A 24779-nucleotide genomic window follows, 5' to 3' on the forward strand; every position below is an offset into this window, starting at 1 on the left:
GTCTGAAAATCGCATCGCCGGTGAGGACCGCCGCCCGGGAGGGCACGATCGCGGCTCAACCGGGCAGTCTGCGGTTGATCAGGAGAGCCGCCACCCCGGCGACGGCCAGCACCAACGCACCCAGCCGCAGCCAGCCGAGGCTCGCATCGCCCTTGATGGTCTCGTAGCCGATCTGCTGCTGCAGCGAGGTGAACACCTGCTTGAGCTGTTCCAGGCTGGACGCGGTGAAGGCGTCTCCGCCGGACAGCTTGGCGATCTTGCCGAGCATCTCGTCGTCGACCGGCACCGGCTGGCGCTGGTCGTTGATCTCGACATAGCCGTAGGGCGTACCGAAGGACACGGTGGAGATCGGGACGCCTTGGTCCTTGGCCGTGCGCGCCGCGGTGTAGGCGCCCTTCGGGTTGTCCGGGTTGGACGGCACCGTCTCCTTGCCGTCCGACATCAGCACGATGCGCGCGGGCGGCTTCTCGTCGCCGCCGCCGATCACCGCGCCGACGGTGGCGATCGCCTGCAGTGCGGTGAAAATGCCCTCACCTGTGGCGGTCCGGTCGGCCAACTGCAGCTTGTCCAGGCCGTTCTTGGTGGCATCACGGTTGGTCGTCGGCTGGACCAGCACCGTCGCCGTACCGGCGTAGGCGATCAGGCCGAGGTTGATTCCCGGGGTGAGCTGATCGGCGAACTGCTTGGCGGCCTCCTGCGCGGCGGCCAATCGGCTGGGAGCGACGTCGGTGGCGCGCATCGACTGCGACACGTCGATCACCAGCATCACCACCGCGCGGTTACGCGGAATTCGCACATCGTGGGTAGGACCGGCCATCGCGACGGTCAAGAGCACGAGCGAGGCCGCCAGCAGGGCGGCGGGCAGGTGCCGCCAACGGGTCGGTTGCTTGGGCGCCACACTTTCGAGCAGCTCCATGTTGGCGAACCGCAGGATCCGCTGCTTGCGCGCGCGCTGCACGATGACGTAGTACGCCACCAGGCCGAGCACCACGAAGAGGAACAGGAACCACCAGGCGTGCGCGAAACCCGTCAGGCTCATCGGACCGAGAATCGGTAAAGTCATGTGCTAGAAGTCATTTCGGGTTGGTTGCTGATCAAGCTTCTTCTACCGGTCCAGCGCTCATCGGCCCGCCAGGGCGCCGCGCCTCCGGTTGGCCACGAACCGCACCACGTCGGCGATCCAGTCCCGGTCGGTGCGCAGGCTCAACAGCGGTGCATCACAGCGCCGCAACGTCCGGGCCACCTCTTCCCGATGCGCGGCGGCGGCCCGCTCGAAGTCGCTGCGAAGCTGTTCGTCGATCGTGAACTCACGGGTGACACCGGTCTCGGTGTCCTGCAGCACCACATCGCCGACCGGCGGCAGCTCGACATCGCGCGGGTCGAGGATCTCGATGCCCAGCACCTCGTGGCGACCGGCGATGGCCCGCAACGGGCGCATCCAGTTGATCGGGCCGAGAAAGTCACTGATGATCACCGCCATGCCGCGCCGGCGCTCGGGGCGGCGCAGCGCGTCGATCGCCGCGGCCAGATCACCGCGCACGCCGACCGGAGCCCGCGGCGTCGTGGCGATGGCCCGGAGCAGTTCCTGCTCATGCACCCGCCCGCTCAGCGCCGGAACCCGGCGCACGGTGTCACCGTTGGCGATCACTGCGCCGATCCGGTTGCCGCCTCCGCTGTTGAGGAACGCGATCGCCGCGGCAGCCGCCACGGCCAGGTCGCGCTTCTCGCAACCGGTGGTACCGAAGTCCAGACTGGCCGACATGTCGACCACGAGCCAGGTCTCCAGCTCGCGGTCGGCGATCATCTGCCGCACGTGTGGCGTCATCGTCCGCGCCGTGACCGACCAGTCCATCCGGCGCACGTCGTCGCCGGGCTGGTAGATCCGCGAGTCCCCCGGCTCTGATCCCGGCCCCGGGATCAGACCGAGGTGGTCGCCGTGCAGGACTCCGTCAAGCTTGCGCCGCACCGTCAGCTCAAGCTTGCGCAACGCCGCCGTCAACGCGGGGTCGCGGATCTCCCCGCGCTTCAGAGACGGCAGGTCGACGGTGCGTCGCGAAGTGGTCACCGACCACCCGCCGCGCCGGCCGCGGCAGGTACGGCGGGCGCGACCGAATGTCCTTGCTGCGGAAGCGCATTGACCTGCGGCAGGGCGACGGTCTGCAGGATCCGGTTGACCACGGTCTCCGCTGACACCTCGTCGGCCAGCGCGTCGTAGGTCAGCACCAGGCGGTGGCGCAGCACGTCCGGGATCACCTCGACGACATCCTGCGGGATGACGTAGTCACGGCCGCGCACCAACGCCAGCGCGCGGGCCGCCGAGATGATGCCCAGCGAGGCACGCGGCGAGGCACCGTAGGCGATCCAGGCCTTGGCGTCGGGCATACCGAACTTCTCCGGCTCGCGGGTCGCGGTGACGATCCGCACCACGTAATCGACGAGCGCGTGGTGCACGAACGTGTTGGCCGCGAGTTCCTGCAGCCGCAGCAGATCGCCCGTGTCGAGGATCTGCTTGGGCTCCGGAGGCTTCACGCCCATCCGGTAGATGATCTCGCGCTCTTCCTCCGGCGACGGGTAGTCGACGTTGAGCTTGAACAGGAAGCGGTCACGCTGGGCTTCCGGGAGCGCGTAGACGCCTTCCTGCTCGATCGGGTTCTGGGTTGCCATCACCAGGAACGGGCTGGGCAGCGGGAAGGTCTTGCCGCCGATGGAGATCTTGCGCTCGGCCATCACCTCGAGCAGTGCGGACTGCACCTTCGCCGGCGCACGGTTGATCTCGTCGGCGAGCAGGAAGTTGACCACGACCGGGCCGAGCTCGATGTCGAAGTCTTCCTTGCCCTGCCGGTAGATGCGGGTACCGATGATGTCGGTGGGCACCAGGTCAGGGGTGAACTGGATGCGGGCGAACGTGCCGCCGACCACCTTGGCGAACGTCTCGACGGCCAGCGTCTTGGCCACACCGGGCACACCCTCGAGCAGCACGTGGCCCTTGGCGAGCAGACCGACGAGCATCCGCTCGACGAGCTGGTCCTGGCCGACGATGATCCGCTTGACCTCGAAGATGGCGCGTTCCAGGGTGTGCACCTCGGCCTGCAGGCTGCCGTTGGTCGTGGCCTGCGGGGCGGCCGGCGCGGCGTGGGAGCCTGCCGACCCGGGCGGAAAGCCCGGCGCCGGGCTCGAACCGGGATATCCTCCGGCGCCCTGCGGCGGTCCACTCGGTGACGTCATCAACTTCCTCCCACGGTGTTCGACTACAAAAACGCTGGTCTTGCTCATTGCTCATCGGGCAATCGGGTGCCCGCCGTCAACTATTCCAGGCACTTCGAGATCCGTCGACGCTGCCCGGAAGACTTCAGGTTCCCCTCAGGATTCGATGATGCGGGCCGCATAGGGCTGGATGCCCGACATGCGAACCGGGCTCACCGTCACTTTTTCCGCGCTTCCCGATGCCTCGAGCATCTTGCCGCCGCCGAGGTACATCGCCACGTGTTGACTGCCGCCGGGACCCCAGAACAGGAGGTCACCGCGCTTTGCCTGAGCCACCGGGATCTTCCGACCGGTGTTGTACTGGTCGCCCGAATACTTCGGAATCTGCACCCCCACGCCGGCGTAGGCAAAGCGGGTCAGGCCAGAACAGTCGAAGCCCATTTTTCCCGCGTCGTAGTCCACGCCGGGCCCGGGCCCGGTGAGCGTGCCACCGCCCCAGGAGTACGGCACACCCATCTGGCTGCCGCCCCGTCGGATCGCGTATTCGATGGCTTGGGGCCCGCGTACCCGGCCACCGGGGAAGGTCGAGGCGGCCTGCTTCGGGGCCAGACCGATGGTCTGCAGGAACTGCGAGCCGAGGTTCTGCGTGGTCTGCAGCGCGATCTGGCTGACCTGGAACGAGGCGTTGGCGATGGCCACCGGATCCCCCGGCGCGCCCGAGCTGACGATCTTCGGCAACGTCGGATCCCATTGGCCGTCGTCTGGCGCAGCGTTGGCCGGCGCCACCAGACCGATCGCCGCGAACGCAATCGCGGCGATCAGGATCAGGCACCGTAAGACGAAGGAGCGCAATGTATTCCCATCAGTATTCGATGTAGCGGACGACGTACGGGGTCATGCCGCTGGTGCGGACCGGGGAGACCTTGACCTGCGAACCCGTGTAGGGCGCTTCGAGCATCTGGCCGTTTCCGAGGTAGAGCGTCACGTGCTGGCTCCCGCCGGGGCCATAGAAGATCACGTCGCCACGGCGCATCTGCGACGACGGGATCTTGCGGCCGGCGTTGTACTGGGAACCGGAGTAATGGGGCAACTTGATGCCGACGCCGGCGAACGCGTAGAGGATCAGGCCCGAGCAGTCGAACCCGACGGTGTTCGCCCCCGAATCGATGCCGCGACTCGGACCGGCCGCGTTTCCGCCGCCCCAGGAGTAGGGGACGCCCATCTGCGAACCCGCCCGCTGGATCACGTATTCGGATGCCTGCCGGCCGTACACGCGCGGGATCGCGCCGTTGGTGTAGCCGGTCGGCGTGGGCAGGATGCCCAGCCTCTGCAGGAACTGCCGTCCCATGTTCTGGGTGACCTGAGCCGACGTCGACGAGATGCCGAGGATGGTGTTGATGATGGCGACCGGGTCACCGCTGACGAACGCACTCGGGATCGCCGGCAGTGTGGGATCCCATGCGGTGTCCCAGTTCTGGCCGCGCTGCACGGGCGCGCCCGGGGCGCGATCCCAGTTGTCCGCCGCGGCCTGGGGCGCGGGACCCTGCGCCGGTGCGGCCGGCGTGGTCGATGCCGACGCCTTGTGCACCTGAGCGAGTTCGGCCTGGGCCGAGGCACGTTCGGCGGTCAACCGCTGCAACTCACCTTGCTGCGAGCTGAACGTCTGCTGCGCCTGTTGCAGTGCCGCGACCGCAGTGTCCTGGCTCGTCTGGGCGTTGGCCGTGGCCTGGTCGGCGTTCTGCTTGGCCAGGCGCGCGGCCGACTGTCGGTTGACCTGTTCGGTGCGGGCGCGCTGCAGATCGGCGATCACCTTGTCGCTGCTGACGGCCAGAGTCTGACCGGTGGCGGCGGCGCTGACGATGTCGCCCGGATCGGACGCGGTCAGGTACGAGCCGGAGGGGCCACTGACATAGGTCGCCGCGGCGAAGGTGTCGAAGCGCTTCTGCGCCTCACTGATGGCGGTGGTGGCGTCGGTGATGCCCTGCTGGCTGGCATCGACCTCCTGCTGCGCCGTCGCGGCCGCGTCACGGGCGTCCTGCACGTCGACGATCGCCTTGTTGACGGCTTCCTGCTGGGTCTGGATGGCCGCACCCAACTCCTGCAGCTTCTGGTCGGCGTTGGCCACGGCGGCGACGAGCGTTGCGACCTGATCGGGCGCCCCCGGATCAGCAACGGCCGGAACGCCTCCCGAAATGGCCGTGGCCAACAGCATCCCGGCGGTCACCGGGACGGCCAAGAAACGGCCGTACAGCCGGGACGCAGAGGCGCCAGCGGTGCGTCTCATTCGACTCAAGTCTCCTATGGCTCAACGACGGCGTACCGACGTTTGCTCGGGGCCATTGCACAGAAGTCACACGAAGCACAACTACAACAATGGGTACCGATTGCACCGTACGTCACATCTGAAGCCAAAGAAACTTTAGTCACAAATTACAAGTTTGTAATTGCGAATAGTGTGACCAATTAGTGATATTGGGCGGTATCCCGAACTAATGTTCGATGGATTTCCAGGGCCCAGTCGACACCTAGTCCGAGGAGGTGGCAGACGCCTCTGACCCGGCCAATTGTTTGCTACGACGCTGGAGAACCCGGGTGAGAGCGGCCGCCCCGGCGACACCGAGAACCAACACGATCGCGAGTGCCGTCCACGGGAAATCCGGAGTGGAAATCTCGCCGACGAAATTCTTTGCAGACAACACCGGATTACCGGTCTTGGCCACGTCCTGACCCGCCTCCAAAGTCACCCGATCGATCGTCGGGCTGTATGTACCCGCGAACGACGGGCTCAGCGCCAGCACGGTCGCGCCCGGATTCGCCTGTCCGACCTCGGTGGCGATGTCACGCAACGGCGTGTCGATCCCCGGGTTGCTCGGCAGCACGACGATCTTGAGGTCGATCCCCTCCTGCCGGGCATCGCTGACGACCTGGCGGAGCGCCTCGACGTCGGCAGCGGGGGCACTGACCCCGTCGTCGCGAACGTCGGCCTGCACAGCTGCCATGCACTTGGCCACCCCGTCGGGTTGTGCCGCATCGAGCCCTACCGTGTCGCACACCTCGACCGGAATGTAGGCCGGCAGGAACGGGATGACATGGGGTCCGGTCACGTCAGGCACGGTACGCGGCGTCGATCGACCCCAGCGAGTCGACATCGGAATCGTCATCGCATCGGTACCGCGGGGGGATCTCGGGCGGATCCACCCGACCGGGTAGCAACGCGAACGCGACAAGGGAAGACTGGACCCCGGCCCGCAGGCCATTGCAGGACAAGCGTACTGTTAGGATCAGGACGCCGCCGACACAGCCCGTCGCGGCGAGATCGAGCCGGGAGTTGATGTGAGCAGCGAGAATACGGAAAATTCGTCCCTTAACTCATTTGGTGCCCGCGACACATTGACTGTCGGGGACCAGAACTACGAGATCTACCGACTGGACGCGGTACCCGGTACCGAAAAGCTCCCGTACAGCCTCAAGGTACTTGCGGAGAACCTGTTGCGCACCGAGGACGGCGCCAACATCACCAAAGACCACATCGAGGCCATCGCCAACTGGGATCCCTCGGCCGAGCCGAGCATCGAGATCCAGTTCACCCCGGCCCGCGTGCTGATGCAGGACTTCACCGGTGTGCCGTGCATCGTCGACCTGGCCACCATGCGTGAGGCCGTGGCCGCCCTCGGCGGCGATCCGAACAAGGTCAACCCGCTGTCCCCCGCCGAGATGGTCATCGACCACTCCGTCATCCTCGACGTCTTCGGCAACGCGGGCGCCTTCGAGCGCAACGTCGAACTCGAATACGAGCGCAACTCCGAGCGCTACCAGTTCCTGCGCTGGGGCCAGGGCGCGTTCGACGACTTCAAGGTCGTCCCGCCGGGCACCGGCATCGTCCACCAGGTCAACATCGAGTACCTGGCCCGCGTCGTGATGACCCGCGATGGCGTCGCGTACCCGGACACCTGTGTGGGCACCGACAGCCACACCACCATGGAGAACGGCCTGGGCGTGCTGGGCTGGGGCGTCGGCGGTATCGAGGCCGAGGCCGCCATGCTGGGCCAGCCCGTCTCGATGCTCATCCCCCGTGTCGTCGGCTTCAAGCTGACCGGTGAGATCAAGCCCGGCGTGACCGCCACCGACGTCGTGCTCACCGTCACCGACATGCTGCGCAAGCACGGTGTGGTCGGCAAGTTCGTCGAGTTCTACGGCAAGGGTGTGGCCGAGGTGCCGCTGGCCAACCGCGCCACCCTGGGCAACATGAGCCCCGAGTTCGGTTCCACCGCAGCGATCTTCCCGATCGACGACGAGACCATCAACTACCTGCGGCTGACCGGGCGTACCGAGGAGCAGCTGGCGCTCGTCGAGGCCTACGCCAAGACGCAGGGCATGTGGCACAACTCCGACCGGGAACCCGTGTTCTCCGAGTACCTCGAGCTTGACCTGTCGACCGTGGTGCCCTCGATCTCCGGCCCCAAGCGCCCGCAGGACCGCATCGAGCTGTCGGACGCCAAGAACGCGTTCCGCAAGGACATCCACAACTACGTCGAAGAGAACCTCCCGACCCCGCACACGCAGCTGGACGAGGCAGTCGAGGAGTCGTTCCCGGCCTCAGACCCGGCCAAGCTGTCCTTCGCCGACGACGGTGCGGTCGATGTGCGTCCGTCGGCCGCCAACGGCGCCGAGGGCCGGCCGACCAAGCCGATCACGGTGCGCTCCGACGAGCGCGGTGAATTCGTGCTCGACCATGGCGCGGTTGTCGTCGCGGGCATCACGTCCTGCACCAACACGTCCAACCCGTCGGTCATGATCGGCGCCGCGCTGCTGGCGAAGAAGGCCGTCGAGAAGGGCCTGACCAGTAAGCCGTGGGTCAAGACCAACATGGCGCCGGGTAGCCAGGTCGTCACCGACTACTACAACAAGGCCGGCCTGTGGCCGTACCTGGAGAAGCTGGGCTACTACCTGGGCGGCTACGGCTGCACCACCTGCATCGGCAACACCGGCCCGCTGCCCGACGAGATCTCCAAGGCCATCAACGACAACGACCTGTCGGTGACCGCAGTGCTCTCGGGTAACCGCAACTTCGAGGGCCGCATCTCCCCCGACGTCAAGATGAACTACCTGGCCTCCCCGCCGCTGGTCATCGCCTACGGCATCGCGGGAACCATGGACTTCGACTTCGAGACCGACCCGCTCGGCAAGGATCAGCAGGGCAACGACGTCTTCCTCAAGGACATCTGGCCGTCTGCCAAGGAGATCGAGGAGACCATCGCGTCCTCGATCAACCGGGAGATGTTCACGGACTCCTATGCCGACGTGTTCAAGGGCGACGACCGCTGGCGTTCGCTCTCCACCCCCGAAGGCAACATCTTCGAGTGGGACGACAGCTCGACCTACGTGCGCAAGGCGCCGTACTTCGACGGCATGCCCGCCGAACCGGAGCCGGTCGGCGACATCAAGGGCGCCAGAGTCCTTGCCCTGCTTGGCGATTCGGTGACCACCGACCACATCAGCCCGGCAGGTTCGATCAAGCCGGGCACCCCGGCGGCGCAGTACCTCGATGCCAACGGCGTTGAGCGCAAGGATTACAACTCGCTGGGGTCGCGTCGCGGCAACCACGAGGTGATGATCCGCGGCACGTTCGCCAACATCCGGCTGCGCAACCAGCTGCTCGACGACGTCTCCGGTGGCTACACCCGCGACTTCACCCAGCCGGGTGGTCCGCAGTCGTTCATCTACGACGCCTCGGTCAACTACAAGGAAGCCGGCATCCCGCTGGTCGTCCTGGGCGGCAAGGAGTACGGGTCGGGCTCCTCGCGTGACTGGGCGGCCAAGGGCACGGTGCTGCTCGGCGTCAAGGCGGTCATCACCGAGTCCTTCGAGCGCATCCACCGGTCGAACCTGATCGGTATGGGTGTGATCCCGCTGCAGTTCCCGGCGGGTGAGTCGGCCGCGAGCCTCAAGCTCGACGGCACCGAGACCTACGACATCACCGGCATCGAGGCGCTCAACGAGGGCAAGACGCCGAAGACGGTCAAGGTCACCGCCACGAAGGAAGATGGGTCCAAAGTGGAGTTCGACGCCGTGGTCCGCATCGACACCCCCGGTGAGGCCGACTACTACCGCAACGGCGGCATCCTGCAGTACGTGCTGCGCAACATGCTGAAGTCGAAGTAATCCTGTCCAGACTGACCGAAGCAGGTAAGGGACAGCGCCAACGGGCGCTTGCGCGAGGAGTGGTCGAATGCCCCGGGTGACGGACGACCACCTCGCGGCCCGGCGCCGTCAGATCCTTGACGGCGCCAGGCGCTGCTTCGGTCAGTACGGATATGAGAGTGCGACCGTGCGGCGACTCGAAGAAACCATCGGGCTATCGCGCGGCGCAATCTTTCACCACTTCAAGGACAAGGACACCTTGTTCTTCGAACTGGCCCGCGAGGACGCCGAGCGGATGGCCGACGTGGCCGCCCGCGAGGGGTTGATCCAGGTGATGCGGAACATGCTCGCCGCTCCCGAGCAGTTCGACTGGCTGGCCACCCGGCTGGAGATCGCCCGAAAGTTACGCAACGATCCGGCTTTTCATCGCGGCTGGGCGGAACGATCGGCCGAGTTGGATGCCGCCATCACCGAGCGTCTGCGCCGGCAGAAGCAGGCCGGCCGGCTGCGTGACGACGTGCCGAGTGCCGTCCTGCACATCTATCTGGACCTGGTTCTCGACGGACTGGTGGCAAGGATTGCGTCGGGAGAAGACCCGAAGAACCTCACCGCGGTACTGGACCTGGTCGAGGACAGCGTTCGGCAGCAGTCGCCGGCGGATAGCTGAATCCCGCTACCGCACAGCCGTTGTGCTCGGTCAGGCCCTGGCCCGAGTGCGGTGATTGGGCCCGCCGCGGCTGCGCATCGTCGTTCCCGACTCGCGCAGCAGGCTGTGGATCGAGCCGTAGGAACGTCCCGTAGTAGCCACGAGCGTACGGATACTGGCACCCCCCTCATACGCCTTACGAAGCTCGGTCAGCAGTTCGCCGCGATTCTTGTTCATATCCCTCATCGACATCTCTCCCGCTTGTGATGTCCCGACGGGTACCCACACTAGAAACTCCACACACACCGATGGGCCGATTTGTCCAACGTCTTAAATTGACGTACCCGAAGATGCGGCGGTCCTTGAGGTTTCGCGGTCAGGCGAGCTCGATGAGATCCCGGTATTCGGTGGACCAGAAGTCCTCCGTGCCATCCGGCAACAGGACCACACGTTGGGGATCGAGGGCCTCGGCCGCGCCCGGATCGTGCGTCACCAACACCACCGCGCCCTGGTAGCTGCGCAGCGCATCGAGAACCTGCTCGCGTGACGCGGGATCGAGGTTGTTGGTGGGCTCGTCCAGCAACAGCACATTGGCCGTAGAGGCAACCAGGCCGGCCAGAGCCAACCGCGTCTTCTCACCGCCGGACAGGGTGCCTGCCGGCTGGTCGAGCTGCGGTCCGGTGAACATGAAGGCGCCCAACAGACCTCGGAGATCCTGCTCACCGGTGTCCGGCGCGGCGTGGCGGATGTTCTCCCAGACCGTCGCCTCGTTGTCGAGCGTGTCGTGCTCCTGCGCGAAGTACCCGATCTTGCACCCGTGACCGGGTTCCAGGGCTCCGGCGTCGGCAGTCTCGGCGCCCGCGAGCAGTCGCAGCAGGGTGGTCTTTCCGGCACCGTTGAGGCCGAGCACCACCACCCGGGATCCGCGGTCGATGGCCAGGTCGACACCGGTGAAGATCTCCAGCGACCCGTATGTCTTGGTGAGCCCCTTGGCCACCAGCGGGGTCTTGCCGCACGGCGCCGGCGTGGGGAATTTGATCCGGGCCACCTTGTCGGCCACCCGCTCGGCATCGAGCTCGGCGATCATGCGGTCGGCTCGGCGCAACATGTTCTGGGCGGCAACGGCTTTGGTGGCCTTGGCACCCATCTTGGCGGCCTGGGCCCGCAACGCACCGGCCTTCTTCTCGGCATTGGCGCGTTCGCGGCGGCGGCGCTGCTCATCGGTCGCGCGCGCGTCGAGGTACTTCTTCCAGCCCATGTTGTAGACGTCGGCCTCACCGCGCACCGCGTCCAGGAACCACACCCGGTTGACGACCTCGTCGAGCAGGTCGACATCGTGACTGATGACGACGAGGCCACCGGTGTGGTTGTGCAGGAAGTCCCGCAACCAGCCGATCGAATCTGCGTCGAGGTGGTTGGTCGGCTCGTCGAGCAGCAGCGTCGTGGCCGACCCTGAACCGGTGTCGCTCGCCGCGAACAGGATGCGCGCCAGCTCGACGCGGCGGCGCTGACCGCCGGAGAGCGTGCGCAGCGGCTGCGTCAGCACCCGGTCCGGCAGGCCCAGACTCGCGCAGATGCGCCCAGCCTCGCTCTCGGCGGCGTAACCGCCCAGTGCCGAGAACCGTTCCTCGAGCTGACCGTACTTGCGGACCGCCTTGTCGCGAGCCGCGTCGTCGGCGACCTCGGCCATCAAGACCTGCTGCTTTTCCAGGTCCGCCAGCAGCGTGTCGAGACCGCGGGCCGACAACACGCGGTCACGGGCCAGGACGTCGAGGTCGCCCTCTTTGGGATCCTGTGGCAGGTAACCGATTTCACCGGTACTCGTGACGGATCCGGCGTACGGTTCGCCCTCACCCGCCAGAATCCTCATCGTGGTGGTCTTGCCTGCGCCGTTGCGCCCGACCAGTCCGATCCGGTCACCAGGCTGCACCCGCAGCGCCGAGCCCTCGAAGGACAGCAGCGTGCGCGCGCCGGCGCGGACCTCCAGGTCCGTTGCGGTGATCACGCTGCGGTCCTCCTAGGTATGTGTCTTACTTCTCGTCGGTAAAGTTCGGGTCGCGCTTCTCCGCGCGCGCAGCAACCGCTTCCTCAAAGTTTGCGGTGAGCAGACGCACGAAGAGTTGTCCCAGGCCCTCGGCCTGCATGTGCCCCTCCAGGCTAGCGGCGTCCAGTCCACTCCAAAGTGTGCGCTTGGTCAACTCGATACCCGGCCGGGAGAACGCCGCCATCCGGTCCGCCATGTCGTAGCACGCCTCCAGCAGGGCCTCCTCGGCCACCACGCTGGACACCAGACCGATGCGTGCCGCCTCCTGGGCGTCGACGTCGCGGCCGGTCAACATGATCTCGAAGGCGCGTGACGAGCCGATCGCACGTGGCAGCAGGTAGGACAAGCCCAGCTCACTGGCGGTCAGCCCGTTGTTGATCCCCGCGGCACGGAAGTAGGCGCCCTCGGCGGCGACGCGGATGTCACAGGCCAAAGCGAGGCAGAGCCCGCCGCCGATAGCCGCACCGTTGACCGCTGCGATCACCGGCTGATGCAGCCGCCGTAGGGCGAGGATCACATCGTCGAGGATCTCCATCGACCGCAGTGCGTACGTCGGCCTGGTCAACCCGGCCACGTGCGGCACCGATCCGGCCGACTTGTGATCGGCCCCGGACGAGAACCCCCGACCGGCGCCGGTCAGCACGACGACCCGCACGCTGTTGTCATAGCGCAGGTCTTCCAGGACGCCCTTGAGCGGGACCATGACGTCGAACGCCATCGAGTTCATCCGCTCGGGCCGGTTGAGGGTCACCAGGGCGACGTCCGAGCGGGGGCGGTCGACCAGGACGAATTCGTTCTGCGCAGTCACGGACAGCACGCTATCGCGTGCCGGTGCTCACTCCTGTTCGGCGTCGCCCTGAGCGGCCTGCTCTTTCATGGCCGCATCGATGTCGAACTCCTTGATCTTCTGGACGAGGTCCTCCAGTGCAGCCGGCGGCAGCGCCCCGGCCTGGTTGAAGACCAACTTGCCCTTCTTGAAGGCCATCAGGGTGGGGATCGAGCGGATCTCGGCTGCCGCGGCGAGCGCCTGCTCGGCCTCGGTATCGACCTTGGCGAAGACCACGTCGGGGTGGTTCTCGGAAGCCGCCTTGTACGTCGGCGCGAAGGCCCGGCACGGTCCGCACCACGACGCCCAAAAATCGACCAACACGATCTCGTTGTCCTTGACGATGTTGTCGAACTGTTCTGTGGTGATGTCCTGCGTACTCACACTTGTCCTAACGTCGGGGCGTAGCGGCCTGTTCCCAGCCTATTTCAGTACAGACTGGCCAGCGCGGTTTCGGCGTGGTAGCCGGTGAACCCGCCGAGCGTGTCGTCACGCAGCCGGTTCACCCAACCCGGATCTGCCAGCAGGGCGCGGCCGATCGCCACGATGTCGAACTCTTCGGCCGCGAACTGCGCCAACAGCCGATCGACCGGGGCCGGCTCGATGGGGTCACCGTCTCGCTTTCCTGGCTGGAACTCGGTTGCCAACCCGACGGAGCCCACCCCGATCACCGGCACGCCGGTGACCTTCTTGGTCCAGCCGGCCAGGCTCAGATCCGAGCCAGGGAACGCGGGTACGTAGACGCGCCGGGTCGACGGATGTAGTACGTCGACACCCGCGGCCACCAACGGCGCGAGTACCTGCTCCAACTCAGCCGGGGTCTCGACGAGTTGCGCGTCGTAGGCGTTGGCCTTCCACTGCGAGAAGCGGTAGATGATCGGGAATCCGCTGCCGACCGCGTCGCGCACCGCCGCGACGACCTCGACCGGGAAGCGCGTCCGCGCTGCCGCCGAGCCGCCATAGGAATCGGTGCGGTGATTCGTCTTCTCCCAGAGAAATTCGTCGAGTAGATAGCCGTGGGCGGAGTGCAACTCGACAGCGTCGAATCCGACCGCCTTGGCATTACGGGCCGCCTCCGCGAACTGCGCTGCGACACCGCCCAATTCATCGGTCCGCAGTGCCCGGCCCTTGGCAACGCCCACGCTGTTGACGCCCGAGGGGCTGACGGGGACCACCCCGTCACCGTCGGCACGTTCGGCACCCTGATGCCACAGTTGCGCGGCGATCACGGCGCCTTCAGCATGTACCGCATCGGTGACGGCCTGCCAGCCGTCGAGCACCTCGGTACCGGACAGCGTCGGGATGCTGAACGGCCAGCCCGCGGCCGGATCCGCCAACCGCACCCCCTCGGTGATGATCAGGCCGACGCCGCCCGCTGCGCGACGGGCGTAGTAGGCCGCCACATCCGTGCCGGGGACACCACCCGGTGACGCCGCTCTGGTCATCGGCGCCATCGCGAACCGATTCGGGATCGTCAGCGATCCGACGGTCAACGGACTGAACAGGTCGCGGGGAGTTTGGCTCACGTGGGCGTCAACGCCCCATGGGGCGGGTCGATTCCGATTTACTCAGCGCGAATTTGGGAGTGTCCAAAGAGATAACACCAGCGTGTCCCCGGATCGGCGTATAATCGAACACATGTTCGATGTTGATTCCGATGCAGCACTGATCGACGCGATGTCCGCGTCGGCCCGTGCCGAATCGGCAGCCATAGCGGGGCGGCTGGCCGCAATCGGGGCGTTGGACAGCCTGCGGGAACAGGAGTTGGCCGAGTCGATCTTTTGGACCACTGACCCGTTCGAAGAAGTGTCCGCTGAAGTGTCGGCGGCGTTGCGGATCAGTCGGGGCCGGGCCGGCACGCAGATTCATCACGCCCGGGTGCTGCGCGACAAACTACCCCTGGTCGCCGCACGGTTCGCCGTTGGGGACATCGACTATCGCGTGGTGCGGATGATCATCGCCCGCACCGGCATCGTCGACCCCGCCGTCTGGACGGGGCTGGACGAGGAACTCGCCGGCCGGGCGCATAAATGGATGCGGTTCTCCGAACGACAGCTACGCGACCGAGTCGATCAATGGATCGCCAAACTCGACCCCAACGGAGTCCGAGTCCCACCCCCAATCGATGAGGGCCGGTTTGTTCAGGTCGAACCGAGCACCCCGGGCATGGCCTCGGTATGGGCCAACCTCCACGCCGCCGACGGGGTCGCCTTCAGTCGACGCCTTGACGCGGTCGCCGACACCGTCTGCAAACACGACCCCCGCACCCGCGAACAGCGCCGCGCTGATGCGGTGGGACCGGTGGCCCGACTCGAATCCCAACTGCCGTGCCTGTGCGGACTCGACGACTGCCCCGCCAAACAGAAACGCGCCGCCGCGGATGCGGCGATCGTGCACGTGCTGGCCAACCAATCCACCGTGGACGGCACCTCCGATGATCCGGGCTATCTAGCCGGCCACGGCATCCTGCCCGCCGAATCGGTCCGCGACCTGGCCGCCACCGGCAAGGCCAAACCCGTACGCATACCCACCGGGCACCCGGCCGAGCCCACCGAGCCCGCCGAGCAGGCTGAGGCGAAGGGTCCCGGTGAGCCTTCCGAAGCGGCTGAGCCTGGCGAGCCCAGCGATCCGGCCGAGCCGGAGAGCCCTGAACCCGCTGCTGCCGGCGAGCCGCAGTACCGCCCCTCGGTCGCACTGTCAGAGTTCATTCACTGGCGCGACCTGACGTGCCGCTTCCCCGGCTGTGATGCCCCCGTCGAACGCTGCGACGTCGACCACACCGCACCCTGGCCTACCGGGCCGACACATCCCTCGAACACCAAACTATTTTGCCGCGCACACCATTTGGTGAAAACGTTCTGCCCCGGCTGGACCGACCGTCAACTCCCCGACGGCACCATCGAATTCACCACACCCACCGGACACACCCACATCACCGAACCCCACGGCGCCGGCCTGTTCCCCGCGCTGGGCCGACCGACCGGGGACCTCAACCTCCCCGAACCCCAACCGCAAGCACCGCACCCCGGCCGGGCGGCGAAGATGCCCAAACGCAGCCGCACCCGCGAACAAGACCGCCAAGACCGCATCGCCGAGGAACGACGCCTACGCGCCGAACTCAACAACGACCTCGCCACCGAACGCGACTACCAAGCCTGGCTCGCCGAAGAATACGGACCACCACCACCCTTCTGATCTGAACGGTGTTGTGCCGCTCGGTTCGGCGTGGAAGTCCGCAGCCCCCGAGCGGCAACAACCTCACGACGCGAGATCGCGTTGATATGGTCGTCCGGATTCGAACCGCCATATCGCGTGATCGAGCGCGAACGCATCCCAACCCGCAGATGCGGCCACCTCACGCACCATCTCAGCTGCGTGTTCGGCACTGACGTTGCCGATTTGGCAGGCCACGTATGCCGCCACCACGCTGCCGGCCCTCGCCCCAGGGATCTGTGTGAGCTTCAGCGTGTACTCCCACGTGACGCCCGATCGCTGCCCGGGCACCGCGCACCACGCCTTCGTGACCTGCTCCCGGCGGGCGTCCTCCTCAACCAGGACACGCAGGTCTGCGGAGGTGCGGACGTCCAGCGCGACAAGCGCTTCCGCAACCTGTTCGACAGCGACCGACTTCAACGGCGCGTTCGCCATGGTCGAGGTGGGCCGACGGTTTCCGATCTGCGTCGCCCATGAGTCCGGCCCGCCCAACTCGGCGATGTTCTGCAGGAGTTCGACAGCGCCGTCAGTGTCGGCGTCCGCACCCTGCGCTGCCCGATAGCCGCGGTATCGGGCGATGATCTTCTCCACAGAGGCACGCTGCGCCCCGGTCGAGTAGATCGAATCAATCACGCACAGCGCCAGTGATTCTGGATATCCGAGCGGGCTGAACCAGCGCTGTGGATCACCGAGATCGCGTACGCATGCTTCGTGCAATTTTTCGACGTCCGAGTGCATGGCAATTCCTTCCGGCTATTCGAAAACCCCATCGGCTCCCGATGCGCTGGAAGCTAACGACGTCGGCCGACAGAAAGTGGTCGAGAATCCATGCAGTGGCGAAGTTATCCACAGGCCTGATCGATACGTGCCAGCAGTTGCGCGTGCTTCTTCGGCCACCAGAACAGTTTCACCGCCAGAGCCGCCAGGTAGACGACCGACACCACGGCGTTGCCGACCGACCCGAATACGGCGTCCCACAACGCGCTTGCCGCGGCGACGATGAGCACCAACGGCAAGAGCCAGCGAAACGGCCTGGCCGCCTCGGCGGCTTCATGCACGCCGCGGCCGTAGTCGCGGGCGGCTTCGGCCAGTCGTGGGTCGTCGATGTGCTCACCACGGCGGGCCGCGGCCACGACGCGGGCCTGATCAGCGCCGCTCAGGTGCTCTGACATCGGCCAGTACCGGGCCATCCGGCGCGCCATCCAGACGCCGTAGAAGGTGCCCACGATGACTAGGACCAGCACGCCGGAGATCCAGAATCCGGAGTCCAGCCAGGAGAGCACGCCCAGTACGAAACCCACGCTGCCGCCGATCGTCAGCGCCCGACCCCAGAAGCCGCGGCGCCAGACGAACGCCGGGACGGTCAGCACCGCCCGTTACCAATCTCCATCGGCCACAGCATCACCCGGTGCGTCCTTCACGGTGACGACTTTCGCGGGATCAACAGGGGCAAAAGGCATCTCAACTTCCCCGAACCACTCCCCGACACTCTTCACGTTCTTCAACACCTCGGTGGCGGCCAGGTCCCGGGCGTCCGCGTCGTAATAGTCGAACCATGGCAGGCCGGCCTCGACATAGGCGTCGCGGTCCACCGGGGTGGGCGGCGGCACCTCACCGGTGATCGCGGTCCACTGAGCCGCGCTGCAGAGATGCACGAACACCCGCCACGAACGGTCCTCGTCATAGTCGGACAGCGGACGGTCGTCGGCATACACCTCCTGCCGCATCCTGCCGCCGGCCCCCAGACCCATCGACGGTGCCGCGCAGGGCGACGGGAGCGGCCCGCAGTCATCGAAATCCACCATGGCTTCTTCGATCAGGGGACGCGCCCGCCACTCGTCGAGAGCCCTCGGGGTCAGACCGACCCCGCGCAGCTGGACACCGCCATGGACTTCCTCGCCGGTGACCTGCCCTTCGACCGTCGCCCTGGAACCGAGCGGCACGGCCACGAACTGTCGGATGTAACCGTCACCGGCGTTGATGCCGTCGAGCCACGGCTGCTCGGGTAGAGCGACGTAGTTCTGCGGGTCATGGGCCAGCCGGTCAGTCCAGCCCTCACCGCTGACCGCGCACACCTTCCCGATGCCGATCTGCAGGGCGGCGGGTTCGCCTGAGCCGAACGACAGCCACATCGCCTCACGCTGATAGACCGGCAACATGATCCCGCCGTGCGCCAGCCACTCGGCGGGAACCCGATCGGGATAGTCCTGAACCCGACGCAGGGGAAACGAACCGAGACTGGGTGGGAGCGGGTGTAATCCGGTCTCCGGAATCCGGAGGGTGCGCTCGAACGTCACCGTCGCCGGTCCCAGCATCAACCGGTCACCGACGACCTTTACCTCAGGGCTGTGTCCCATGTGTGCCTCCGTGTTCGCCTGCTGGCGACATTGGTAGCACCGAGGACCGACAGCCTGACGGCCTTGGCGGCTAGACGGTGAATCCGAGCGCGCGCAGCTGCTCGCGGCCGTCGTCGGTGATCTTGTCCGGGCCCCACGGCGGGTTCCAGACCCAATTGATCTTGATCTCGTTGACGAGGCCCGCGCCCACGAGCGCGGTGCGCGACTGATCCTCGATCACGTCGGTCAGCGGGCAGGCCGCCGAGGTGAGCGTCATGTCGATCAGCGCGACTGCGCCTTCATCGCCCTGCTCGACGTTGAGTCCGTAGACCAGGCCCAGGTCGACGACGTTGATGCCCAGCTCGGGATCCACCACGTCGCGCATGGCCTCCTCGACATCGGCGAGCAGTTCGTCAGAAGCGGGATCACTCATCGCTTGTCCTCCACGTCGTCGCTGGCCTGTGCCAGCGCTCCATCTTCGGGCCTGGCCTCCGCCAGTGCGGCCTTGAAAGCTAACCAACCGAGCAGCGCACACTTCACCCGGGCCGGATACTTGGCGACACCGGCGAACGCGATGCCGTCACCGAGTACATCTTCGTCCCCCTCAACGTTCCCGCGTGAGGAAATCATCTCGGTGAACGCCTCGACCGTCTTGAGGGCGTCGCCGACGCTCTGGCCGATCACCTGATCGGTGAGCACCGAAGTGGCGGCCTGGCTGATCGAACAGCCCTGCCCGTCATAGGAGATGTCCGCGACCGTCTCCGCGTCGTCGGACAGCGCTACCCGCAGCGTCACCTCGTCCCCGCAGGTCGGGTTGACGTGATGGACCTCGGCGGCGAAGGGTTCCCGGAGTCCGCGATTGTGCGGATGTTTGTAGTGGTCCAGGATCACTTCCTGGTACATCTGTTCCATCTTCACGAGAAGAACTCCACGGCGCGTTTGATGCCGGCCACCAGGCGGTCGACCTCGTCGAGCGTGTTGTACACCGCGAAGGACCCGCGGGCGGTGGCGGCAATCCCGAAGCGACGGTGCAGCGGCCAGGCGCAGTGGTGCCCGACGCGGACTGCAACACCCTCGTCGTCGAGCACCTGCCCGACATCGTGGGCGTGGATCCCGTCGACCACGAAACTCACGGGGGACCCCCGATATTCCATCGTCGTCGGCCCGATGATCCGCACCTGCGGAACCGAGGCAAGACCTTCCAGTGCGGCTGCGACCAGTTCGGCCTCGTGAGCCTCGACCGCGTCCATCCCGATCGCACTCAAATACCGTGCGGCTGCAGCCAATCCGACCACCTGTGAGGTCATCGGCGTGCCTGCCTCGAACCGCTGCGGCGCCGGCGCGTAGGTGGTCCGCTCCATCGTGACGGTCTCGATCATCGAGCCACCGGTGATGAACGGCGGCATCGAGTTCAGCAGCGCGAGCCGTCCGTAGAGCACACCGATACCGGTCGGGCCGAGCATCTTGTGACCGGAGAATGCCGCGAAATCGACGTCGAGCGCGTGAAAATCAACCGGCTGATGCGGCACCGACTGGCAGGCGTCCAGCACAGTGAGCGCACCCACCGCCTTGGCCCGCGACACCAGTTCGGCCACCGGGGCAACGGCGCCGGTGACATTCGAATGATGGCTGAAGGCCACCACTTTCACCCGCTCGTCGAGCTCCAGCGAATCCAGGTCGATGCGGCCGTCATCGGTCACGCCATACCAACGCAGCGTCGCGCCGGTGCGCTGGGCCAGCTCCTGCCAGGGAATCAGGTTCGCGTGGTGCTCCAACTCGGTGGTGACGATGACATCACCGGGGCCGACGGCATGCTCGAACCGCTTGTCCCCCAGCACGTATGCGACGAGGTTGAGCGACTCGGTGGCGTTCTTGGTGAACACCAGCTCATCCGGCTCGGCACCGACGAACGCCGCGATGTCCGCGCGGCCCTGCTCGTAGGCGTCGGTGGCCTCTTCCATCAGCTGGTGCGCACCGCGGTGCACGGCACCGTTGGACGTCGTCAAGAACCGCCGTTCGGCGTCGAGCACCTGCAGCGGCTTCTGCGACGTCGCCCCGGAATCCAGGTACGCCAACTGCTTTCCACCGCGCATGACCCGGCTCAGAATCGGGAAGTCCGCCCTGACCTCAGCCAGCACGGTGGGGTCGATAGTCCGTGCGGCTGTCATGTCAGGCTCCGACCGCCTGCGTGAAGCGCACGTATCCGTTCTCTTCGAGCTCGTCGGCGAGTTCCGGGCCGCCCGATTCCACGATGCGGCCACCGACGAACACGTGCACGAACTGCGGACGGATGTACCGCAGGATCCGGGTGTAGTGGGTGATCAGCAGGATGCCGCCGTGCTCGGCCTCGGCGTAGCGGTTGACACCCTCGCTCACGATGCGCAGCGCGTCGACATCCAGGCCCGAGTCGGTCTCGTCGAGGATCGCGATCTTGGGCTTGAGCAGACCGAGCTGCAGGATCTCGTGGCGCTTCTTCTCGCCACCGGAGAATCCCTCGTTGACGCTGCGCTCACCGAAGGCCGGGTCGATCTCCAGATCGTCCATCGCAGCCTTGACTTCCTTGACCCAGTGCCGCAGCTTCGGCGCCTCGCCGCGAACCGCGGTGGCCGCGGTGCGCAGGAAGTTCGACATCGAAACGCCGGGCACCTCGACGGGGTACTGCATGGCCAGGAAGAGGCCCGCGCGCGCCCGCTCGTCGATGCTCATCTCGAGGACGTCCTGCCCGTCGAGCGTGATCGACCCGGAGGTCACGGTGTACTTCGGGTGACCGGCGATCGCGTAAGACAGGGTCGACTTGCCCGAGCCGTTGGGGCCCATCACCGCGTGGGTCTCCCCCGACTTCACGGTGAGGTCGACACCCTTGAGGATCGGAATCTCGGTGTTCTCAGCGCCTTCGGCGGCGTTGACTGAGACGTGCAGGTCCTTGATTTCCAGAGTGGTCATGACTAGTTGGCTCTCGATTCAGTGATGGCAAGTTCTTTTTCGATGGCTGCGGTCAGGCGCTCACGCACCTCCGGAACAGCGATCTTGGCGATGATCTCGTTGAAGAAGCCGCGCACGACCAAGCGTCGGGCCTGCTCTTCGGGGATTCCGCGGGCGCGCAGGTAGAACAACTGCTCGTCGTCGAAACGCCCGGTGGCGCTGGCGTGCCCGGCGCCGACGATCTCGCCGGTCTCGATTTCGAGGTTGGGCACCGAGTCGGCGCGGGCACCATCGGTGAGCACCAGATTGCGGTTCACCTCGAACGTGTCGGTGCCGGTGGCCTCGGCCCGGATCAGCACGTCGCCGATCCACACCGTGTGCGCATCGGGCTTCTTGGAATCCGGATCGCCCTGCAACGCGCCCTTGTAGAGGACGTCGGACTTACAGTGCGGCTGAGCATGATCAACCAGCAGTCGCGACTCGAAGAACTGACCGTCGTCGGCGAAGTAGGTGCCGAGCAGTTTGGCGTCACCGCCGGGCCCGGTGAATCGCACGGTGGCCGAGGTGCGCACGACATCGCCACCGAGGGTGACGTTGACGTGTCCGAGTACCGCGTCCTTACCGAGCTTGGCGTGGTGCGCGCTGACATGCACCATGTCGTCGGCCCAGTCGGCGATCCAGATGACACCGAGACCGGCCGCATCGCCGACGATGATCTCGACGTTGTCGGCGTAGGTTCCGCTGCCGCGGAGGTCGACGACCACGATGGCCCGGGACAGTTCCTCGACCCGGATCTGGAGGTGGCCGTAGCCCACGGTGTCCACACCGGGTCCGTCCACCACGATCTCGATGGGTTCGGCGACTTCGGTGTCCCGCTTGACGGTCACCACGGTGGCCGTCTCGAACGACGAGTAGGCCTGCGCGGCAACACGATCGGTGGGCACACCGCCCTCGCCGAGCCGCTTGTCGTCACGGCCGACGGTCTCCACGGTCACGCCCGGGCGCTCGGTCACGGTGATGCCGGCCTTGCCGTTGGCGACGGCCGAGCCGTCGTGCAGGCCGCGAAGTCGCTTGAGCGGGGTGAACCGCCACAACTCGTCGCGACCGCCGGGCACCTCGAAGGCGTTGACGTCGAACGATGCGAACAGCTCGCCCTTGTTGGTGGCGACCCCTTCGACCGCTTCAGTCAGATTCTGTGTCACTTAACCGACCGCGCCTTCCATTTGCAGCTCGATCAGCCGGTTGAGCTCGAGCGCGTATTCCATGGGCAGTTCCTTGGCGATGGGCTCGACGAAGCCGCGCACCACCATCGCCATCGCCTCGTCCTCGGTCAGGCCGCGGCTCATCAGATAGAAGAGCTGATCCTCGCTGACCTTGGACACCGTGGCCTCGTGACCCATCGTGACGTCGTCCTCACGGATGTCCACGTACGGGTAGGTGTCCGAGCGGCTGATCGTATCGACCAGCAGCGCATCGCATTTCACGCTCGACTTGCTGCCGTGCGCACCCTTGTTGACCTGAACGAGCCCGCGGTAGGACGCGCGGCCACCGCCGCGGGCCACCGACTTGGACACGATGTTGGACGACGTGTGCGGGGCCAGGTGCAGCATCTTGGCACCGGTGTCCTGGTGCTGCCCCTCGCCGGCGAACGCCACCGAGAGCACCTCGCCCTTGGCGTGCTCACCGGTCATCCAGACGGCCGGGTACTTCATGGTGACCTTGGAACCGATGTTCCCGTCGATCCACTCCATCGTGGCGCCGGCCTCGGCCCGGGCACGCTTGGTGACCAGGTTGAAGACGTTGTTGGACCAGTTCTGGATGGTCGTGTAGCGGACGCGGGCGCCCGGCTTGACGATGATCTCGACGACGGCCGAGTGCAGCGAATCCGACTTGTAGATCGGTGCGGTACAACCCTCGACGTAGTGCACGTAGGAGCCCTCGTCGGCGATGATCAGCGTCCGCTCGAACTGACCCATGTTCTCGGTGTTGATCCGGAAGTAGGCCTGCAGCGGGATGTCGACGTGCACACCCGGCGGGACATAGATGAACGAACCACCCGACCACACCGCGGTGTTGAGTGCCGAGAACTTGTTGTCACCGGCCGGGATCACCGTGCCGAAGTACTTCTGGAAGATCTCCGGGTGCTCACGCAGGCCCGAGTCGGTGTCGAGGAAGATGACGCCGAGCGCCTCAAGGTCCTCGCGGATCGAGTGATACACGACCTCGGACTCGTACTGAGCCGCCACACCTGCTACCAGACGCTGCTTCTCGGCCTCCGGGATGCCGAGGCGGTCATAGGTATTGCGGATGTCCTCGGGCAGCTCTTCCCAGGACGCCGCCTGCTTCTCACTTGAGCGCACGAAGTACTTGATGTTGTCGAAGTCGATGCCCTCGAGGTTGGAACCCCAGTTCGGCATGGGCTTCTTGTCGAAGGTGCGCAGTGCCTTGAGCCGGGACTCCAGCATCCACTCCGGCTCGTTCTTCTTGGCCGAGATGTCACGCACGACGGCTTCGGACAGGCCGCGCTGCGCACTGGCGCCCGCGACGTCCGAGTCCGACCAGCCGTAGCCGTAGTTGCCCAGCGACGCGATGGTCTCTTCCTGGGTCAATGGCGTTTCGGGCGTGATGGTCATGTCGCCGCTCCTTGCTTGTTGCTCGGTGTCGTTTGGCTTGTCGCTGCGGTCGTCCGGGCTGGGCCGTCCGCATCGAGTGGAACGTGGGTGGTGCAGGCGCAGTCACCGTTGACGATGGTCGCCAGGCGCTGCACGTGGGTGCCCAGAATCTCGGCGAACGCCTCACTCTCCGCCTCGCACAACACCGGAAACTCCTCGGCGACGTGCGATACCGGACAGTGGTGCTGGCAGATCTGCACTCCGCGAATTGGGCCGTCCACCGGGTTCGTGGTGGTGGCATACCCGGCCCGCGTCAACGCGTCGGCGACACGCTGGGCGGTGTCGGCGACGCCCTCGGACCCCTCGGTCACGCCGGCCAGGATGGTGTCCATCCGCCGCCGCGCGAAAGTCCGCACGGCGTCCTTGCCGCCGATCTCGCGCAATTGCCGAATCGCGGCGACGGCGAGATCGTCGTAGGTGTGGCCGAGCTTGGCGCGCCCCGCAGCCGTCAAGCGGTAGCGCTTGGCCGGGCGGCCCCGGCCGTTGTGCTGCCACGCGGCCGCGGCACTGGCCTGTGCATCGCCGGCTTCGATCAGGGCATCGAGGTGACGGCGTACACCGGCAGCCGAGATGCCGAGCCGGTCACCGATCTGCCCCGCGGTGATCGGACCTTCGAGCAACAGGTGAATGATCGCGCGGCGGGTATGCCCGTCCGATGCGGGCACGACGTCGTTGACCGGCTTCGGCGCACCAGCCGAAACGGAGCCCACAGTCGTCCGACCCATTTTCACAACACCATTGTGACGGAATTCCGCTCCGGGTTCCACCAAGGGCA

Annotated in this window: 24 protein-coding genes; 3 read left to right on the forward strand and 21 right to left on the reverse strand. The window is 66.3% G+C overall.

Annotated elements, in window-relative coordinates:
• Nucleotides 1-55 precede the first annotated feature (55 nt).
• From AB0876_RS12045 to AB0876_RS12070, 6 genes are all read right to left on the reverse strand, one after another.
• Nucleotides 56-1063, reverse strand: a complete 1008-nt coding sequence (locus tag AB0876_RS12045) for a VWA domain-containing protein (protein WP_491839099.1) — start codon at nucleotides 1061-1063, stop codon at nucleotides 56-58.
• Nucleotides 1064-1120: 57 nt separating this feature from the next.
• A complete protein-coding gene (locus tag AB0876_RS12050; RefSeq protein WP_491839098.1) occupies nucleotides 1121-2065 on the reverse strand; it encodes a DUF58 domain-containing protein in 945 nt (314 codons plus the stop codon).
• Nucleotides 2062-3225, reverse strand: a complete 1164-nt coding sequence (gene moxR1 / locus AB0876_RS12055) for a chaperone MoxR1 (RefSeq protein WP_064883558.1) — start codon at nucleotides 3223-3225, stop codon at nucleotides 2062-2064. Before moxR1 ends, AB0876_RS12050 begins: the two co-directional genes overlap by 4 nt.
• A 135-nt stretch (nucleotides 3226-3360) precedes the next feature.
• On the reverse strand, nucleotides 3361-4056 hold the full coding sequence (gene ripB, locus AB0876_RS12060) for an NlpC/P60 family peptidoglycan endopeptidase RipB (protein ID WP_491839097.1): 696 nt from the start codon (nucleotides 4054-4056) through the stop codon (nucleotides 3361-3363).
• A 10-nt stretch (nucleotides 4057-4066) separates the two neighbouring features.
• On the reverse strand, nucleotides 4067-5488 hold the full coding sequence (ripA, locus tag AB0876_RS12065; RefSeq protein ID WP_526042067.1) for an NlpC/P60 family peptidoglycan endopeptidase RipA: 1422 nt from the start codon (nucleotides 5486-5488) through the stop codon (nucleotides 4067-4069).
• A 241-nt stretch (nucleotides 5489-5729) separates the two neighbouring features.
• A complete protein-coding gene (locus AB0876_RS12070) occupies nucleotides 5730-6308 on the reverse strand; it encodes an Rv1476 family membrane protein (protein ID WP_526042068.1) in 579 nt (192 codons plus the stop codon).
• A 229-nt stretch (nucleotides 6309-6537) separates the two neighbouring features.
• Between AB0876_RS12070 and AB0876_RS12075 the strand changes: the two genes are divergently transcribed.
• On the forward strand, nucleotides 6538-9366 hold the full coding sequence (locus tag AB0876_RS12075; RefSeq protein ID WP_491839094.1) for an aconitate hydratase: 2829 nt from the start codon (nucleotides 6538-6540) through the stop codon (nucleotides 9364-9366).
• A gap of 67 nt (nucleotides 9367-9433) precedes the next feature.
• Nucleotides 9434-10012 (forward strand): TetR/AcrR family transcriptional regulator, encoded by a 579-nt coding sequence (locus AB0876_RS12080; protein ID WP_526042069.1) that lies wholly within the window; start codon nucleotides 9434-9436, stop codon nucleotides 10010-10012.
• A 30-nt stretch (nucleotides 10013-10042) separates the two neighbouring features.
• On the opposite strand, the gene AB0876_RS12085 is transcribed toward AB0876_RS12080, so the two are convergent.
• From AB0876_RS12085 to AB0876_RS12105, 5 genes are all read right to left on the reverse strand, one after another.
• Nucleotides 10043-10237, reverse strand: coding sequence for a helix-turn-helix domain-containing protein (locus AB0876_RS12085; protein ID WP_491839359.1), 195 nt, complete (start codon nucleotides 10235-10237; stop codon nucleotides 10043-10045).
• A 130-nt stretch (nucleotides 10238-10367) separates the two neighbouring features.
• Nucleotides 10368-11996: an ABC-F family ATP-binding cassette domain-containing protein gene (locus tag AB0876_RS12090; protein WP_491839093.1), complete on the reverse strand. Its 1629-nt coding sequence runs from the start codon at nucleotides 11994-11996 to the stop codon at nucleotides 10368-10370.
• Nucleotides 11997-12021: 25 nt separating this feature from the next.
• Entirely contained in the window at nucleotides 12022-12852 is an 831-nt protein-coding gene (locus AB0876_RS12095; protein WP_491839092.1) for an enoyl-CoA hydratase, read from the reverse strand.
• Between the two features lie 18 nt (nucleotides 12853-12870).
• Entirely contained in the window at nucleotides 12871-13245 is a 375-nt protein-coding gene (gene trxA / locus AB0876_RS12100; RefSeq protein ID WP_491839091.1) for a thioredoxin, read from the reverse strand.
• A 44-nt stretch (nucleotides 13246-13289) separates the two neighbouring features.
• Nucleotides 13290-14387 carry an oxidoreductase gene (locus AB0876_RS12105; protein WP_526042070.1) on the reverse strand — a complete coding sequence of 366 codons (1098 nt, stop codon included), beginning with the start codon at nucleotides 14385-14387 and terminating at the stop codon, nucleotides 13290-13292.
• A gap of 112 nt (nucleotides 14388-14499) precedes the next feature.
• On the opposite strand from AB0876_RS12105, the gene AB0876_RS12110 reads away from it, so the two are divergent.
• Nucleotides 14500-16056, forward strand: a complete 1557-nt coding sequence (locus tag AB0876_RS12110) for an HNH endonuclease signature motif containing protein (protein WP_526042071.1) — start codon at nucleotides 14500-14502, stop codon at nucleotides 16054-16056.
• Nucleotides 16057-16119: 63 nt separating this feature from the next.
• On the opposite strand, the gene AB0876_RS12115 is transcribed toward AB0876_RS12110, so the two are convergent.
• The 10 genes from AB0876_RS12115 to AB0876_RS12160 form a co-directional block, all read right to left on the reverse strand.
• On the reverse strand, nucleotides 16120-16812 hold the full coding sequence (locus AB0876_RS12115) for a DUF8548 family protein (protein ID WP_491839088.1): 693 nt from the start codon (nucleotides 16810-16812) through the stop codon (nucleotides 16120-16122).
• Between the two features lie 104 nt (nucleotides 16813-16916).
• On the reverse strand, nucleotides 16917-17444 hold the full coding sequence (locus tag AB0876_RS12120) for a hypothetical protein (protein ID WP_526042072.1): 528 nt from the start codon (nucleotides 17442-17444) through the stop codon (nucleotides 16917-16919).
• 6 nt (nucleotides 17445-17450) lie between these two features.
• The gene (locus AB0876_RS12125) at nucleotides 17451-18431 is read right to left on the reverse strand and encodes a hypothetical protein (protein ID WP_526042073.1); all 981 of its coding nucleotides are present in this window, start codon (nucleotides 18429-18431) and stop codon (nucleotides 17451-17453) included.
• A 70-nt stretch (nucleotides 18432-18501) separates the two neighbouring features.
• Complete coding sequence (locus AB0876_RS12130) at nucleotides 18502-18843, reverse strand: metal-sulfur cluster assembly factor (RefSeq protein ID WP_526042074.1); 342 nt, start codon at nucleotides 18841-18843, stop codon at nucleotides 18502-18504.
• On the reverse strand, nucleotides 18840-19328 hold the full coding sequence (gene sufU, locus AB0876_RS12135) for a Fe-S cluster assembly sulfur transfer protein SufU (protein WP_491839084.1): 489 nt from the start codon (nucleotides 19326-19328) through the stop codon (nucleotides 18840-18842). The genes AB0876_RS12130 and sufU overlap by 4 nt, the downstream gene beginning before the upstream one ends.
• Nucleotides 19325-20578, reverse strand: coding sequence for a cysteine desulfurase (locus tag AB0876_RS12140; RefSeq protein WP_526042075.1), 1254 nt, complete (start codon nucleotides 20576-20578; stop codon nucleotides 19325-19327). The genes sufU and AB0876_RS12140 overlap by 4 nt, the downstream gene beginning before the upstream one ends.
• 1 nt (nucleotide 20579) lies before the next feature.
• Nucleotides 20580-21353 carry a Fe-S cluster assembly ATPase SufC gene (gene sufC / locus AB0876_RS12145; protein WP_055113727.1) on the reverse strand — a complete coding sequence of 258 codons (774 nt, stop codon included), beginning with the start codon at nucleotides 21351-21353 and terminating at the stop codon, nucleotides 20580-20582.
• Nucleotides 21354-21355: 2 nt separating this feature from the next.
• The gene (gene sufD, locus AB0876_RS12150; RefSeq protein WP_526042076.1) at nucleotides 21356-22534 is read right to left on the reverse strand and encodes a Fe-S cluster assembly protein SufD; all 1179 of its coding nucleotides are present in this window, start codon (nucleotides 22532-22534) and stop codon (nucleotides 21356-21358) included.
• Entirely contained in the window at nucleotides 22535-23965 is a 1431-nt protein-coding gene (gene sufB, locus AB0876_RS12155; RefSeq protein ID WP_491839081.1) for a Fe-S cluster assembly protein SufB, read from the reverse strand.
• Complete coding sequence (locus AB0876_RS12160; protein WP_491839080.1) at nucleotides 23962-24729, reverse strand: helix-turn-helix transcriptional regulator; 768 nt, start codon at nucleotides 24727-24729, stop codon at nucleotides 23962-23964. The genes sufB and AB0876_RS12160 overlap by 4 nt, the downstream gene beginning before the upstream one ends.
• Between the last annotated feature and the right edge of the window lie 50 nt (nucleotides 24730-24779).

It is taken from the genome of Mycobacterium sp. NPDC049093, assembly GCF_040704635.1.
Taxonomy (GTDB): Bacteria; Actinomycetota; Actinomycetes; order Mycobacteriales; family Mycobacteriaceae; genus Mycobacterium.

Coding starts and splice junctions, on each gene's coding strand:
- AB0876_RS12045 (WP_491839099.1), bottom strand. CDS start 1,063: ATGACTTTACCGATTCTCGGTCCGATGAGCCTGACGGGTTTCGCGCAC.
- moxR1 (WP_064883558.1), bottom strand. CDS start 3,225: ATGACGTCACCGAGTGGACCGCCGCAGGGCGCCGGAGGATATCCCGGT.
- ripA (WP_526042067.1), bottom strand. CDS start 5,488: ATGAGACGCACCGCTGGCGCCTCTGCGTCCCGGCTGTACGGCCGTTTC.
- AB0876_RS12080 (WP_526042069.1), top strand. CDS start 9,434: ATGCCCCGGGTGACGGACGACCACCTCGCGGCCCGGCGCCGTCAGATC.
- AB0876_RS12085 (WP_491839359.1), bottom strand. CDS start 10,237: ATGAGGGATATGAACAAGAATCGCGGCGAACTGCTGACCGAGCTTCGT.
- AB0876_RS12110 (WP_526042071.1), top strand. CDS start 14,500: ATGTTCGATGTTGATTCCGATGCAGCACTGATCGACGCGATGTCCGCG.
- AB0876_RS12115 (WP_491839088.1), bottom strand. CDS start 16,812: ATGCACTCGGACGTCGAAAAATTGCACGAAGCATGCGTACGCGATCTC.
- AB0876_RS12125 (WP_526042073.1), bottom strand. CDS start 18,431: ATGGGACACAGCCCTGAGGTAAAGGTCGTCGGTGACCGGTTGATGCTG.
- AB0876_RS12130 (WP_526042074.1), bottom strand. CDS start 18,843: ATGAGTGATCCCGCTTCTGACGAACTGCTCGCCGATGTCGAGGAGGCC.
- AB0876_RS12140 (WP_526042075.1), bottom strand. CDS start 20,578: ATGACAGCCGCACGGACTATCGACCCCACCGTGCTGGCTGAGGTCAGG.
- sufC (WP_055113727.1), bottom strand. CDS start 21,353: ATGACCACTCTGGAAATCAAGGACCTGCACGTCTCAGTCAACGCCGCC.
- sufB (WP_491839081.1), bottom strand. CDS start 23,965: ATGACCATCACGCCCGAAACGCCATTGACCCAGGAAGAGACCATCGCG.
- AB0876_RS12160 (WP_491839080.1), bottom strand. CDS start 24,729: ATGGGTCGGACGACTGTGGGCTCCGTTTCGGCTGGTGCGCCGAAGCCG.